The 2,187-nt window shown below is 68.0% G+C and carries 4 protein-coding genes; all 4 read left to right on the top strand.

Annotation, left to right across the window (positions count from 1 at the left end; all coding sequences use genetic code 11):
* Positions 1-602: AAA family ATPase (locus B9G38_RS16275; RefSeq protein WP_143415559.1), on the top strand; the 602-nt coding region annotated here is incomplete at its 5' end.
* An 80-nt stretch (positions 603-682) separates the two neighbouring features.
* On the top strand, positions 683-943 hold the full coding sequence (locus B9G38_RS16280) for a hypothetical protein (protein WP_086221075.1): 261 nt from the start codon (positions 683-685) through the stop codon (positions 941-943).
* A gap of 54 nt (positions 944-997) precedes the next feature.
* Positions 998-1,531, top strand: coding sequence for a DUF5815 family protein (locus tag B9G38_RS16285; RefSeq protein WP_086221076.1), 534 nt, complete (start codon positions 998-1,000; stop codon positions 1,529-1,531).
* A gap of 138 nt (positions 1,532-1,669) precedes the next feature.
* Positions 1,670-1,894, top strand: a complete 225-nt coding sequence (locus B9G38_RS16290; RefSeq protein ID WP_086221077.1) for a hypothetical protein — start codon at positions 1,670-1,672, stop codon at positions 1,892-1,894.
* Positions 1,895-2,187: the final 293 nt, after the last annotated feature.

Consider the following 2,187-nt stretch of genomic DNA (forward strand, 5'->3'; position numbering starts at 1 on the left):
AGAAGGCGATCCGACAGACCTTCCGGAAGGCCCGGCAGGTGAGCCCGACGATCATCTTCTTCGACGAGCTCGACAGCCTCGCGCCCTCGCGCGGGCAGGAGATGGGGAACAACGTCTCCGAGCGCGTGGTGAACCAGCTGTTGACGGAGCTCGACGGGCTCGAAGACATGGGCGACGTGATGGTCATCGGCGCGACCAACCGGCCGGACATGATCGACCCCGCGCTGCTGCGCTCGGGGCGGTTCGACCGGCTCGTGATGATCGGCCAGCCCGACCAGGAGGGCCGCGAGCAGATCCTCGACATCCACACGCGCGACACGCCGCTCGCGCCCGACGTGAGCCTGCGCGAGGTCGCCGAGATCACCGACGGCTACGTCGGCTCCGACCTGGAGGGGATCGCCCGCGAGGCCGCCATCGAGGCGCTGCGGGACGACGACGACGCCGAGGAGGTCGAGATGAAGCACTTCCGGCGCGCGATGGAGTCGGTCCGGCCGACCATCAACGAGGACATCCTCGCGTACTACGAGGACGTGAGAGAGCAGTTCAAGGGCGGCGGCGGCGAGTCGCTGCGCGACACCGGCGGTCGGATCGGTTTCCAGTAGCGCGGCCGGCTGTCGGCGGCCGGCGGCTCGCGGTCTCTCTTGCGGGGACGTTTTTGAGCGTCGCGCGCGTACTCGGAGCCATGTCCGACGACGTGACCGTCGACGTGGAGGTCGAGGTCGAGGTCGACCGCGACGAACTGGAGGTCGAACGCGAGGACGCCGAGGTCCTCGAAGCGACCTACGAGGCGAACGGGATCGAGATCGAGGTCGAAGCGGAGGTGGAGACGCACGGCGGGGACGACGGCGAAGACGAGGACGCCGAGAGCGCGGCCGAAGGCGAAGGGGGGGAGAGCGCGGCCGAAGGCGAAGGCGGAGAGGGCGGCTACGAGGACTTCGAGTAGCGACCCACCGACCCGTTCCGCTCCTTTTAACCTCGCCAGCGACCAATCGGGGGTATGTCCCAGCCCCGCGTCCCCGGCGGCGACAAGAACGCGCTGGAGCTACCCTGCGGGGAGACGATCGGCGTCGGCGACCTGGACCTCGGGATGCGCGAGTACGAGTGCGCCTGCGGCGAGACCCACGCGGTCGTGATGGACGTCCATCCGCCCGAGCGCTTCCTCCCCGATTTCCTCGTCGAGGTCCTCCGCGAGGCGATCGACACGACCAGCGAGGAGATGCCGGAGTTCGACACGCCGCACCTGCTCGGGGTCGTCTTGGAGGAGTTCCCGGAGGCGGTCGTTTCACACGACGCCAGCGAGAACGCCGACGTGGGGTACGCGATGGCCTGGGTGACCGAGTTCGACTCCCGCCGGCTCCACGAGGTCGTCGTCGAGCTCGTCGTCGAGCTGATGGAACACGCCGTGAGCCACGCCGACGACGACGAGGCGCTGTCGGCGTTCGAAGAAGAGATGGTCGAGTTCGACGTGAGCGAGTTCGTCGAGCAGTACCGCGCGGAGCGCGACCTGGAAGCCGAGGACCCGTACGCCTGAACTCCGGCCCGCGCCTCCGTCCGGTTCTCGAAGGACCGCTCAAACTCGGGAAAACGACCGTCTCACGCCTCTTGTCTGACAACCGTCCGACTCCTGTCTCACTGAACCCTATACGTGCGGAGACCGTACGTAAGACGCATGAGCGCCGGTGAATACGACCGGTACGACAGGATCCGCGGCGTGCTCGCCGAGGCGGACGAGCCGCTGACGGCGCGGGAGATTCTCGCCCTCGTCGAGGAGTGCGACGAGTGCGAGGCGATCGACAGCCCGCACCGGGTCGCCACCGTGCTGGGGCGCCGCGCCGAGCGCGGCGAGGTCGAGGTCATCGCGGGCCGGCCGTACCGGTACCGACTCGAGACCTGAGGCCGGACGGGCGTCAGCGACGCCGCCCGCGTCGAGGGGGAGGTGCGGTCGCCCGGCGACGGTCTGCGCAGTTCGCGACGGGACCGTCGCGGGCGGTGACCCGACGCCCGTGTTACATTATAGCAACTACCGTGGCACACGGTCGCTTGCGAAAATCGCAAACTCGCTGCGAGATTCGTACTCTACCGCCGACCTTATTACGATGAGCGTATTCCGTCCGCGTAATGAGCGAGGACCGGACGATTCTCCTTATCGGCAGCGGACCGATCCAGATCGGACAGGCGGCCGAGTTC

The sequence above is a fragment of the Halorubrum sp. SD612 genome (genome assembly GCF_002135005.1).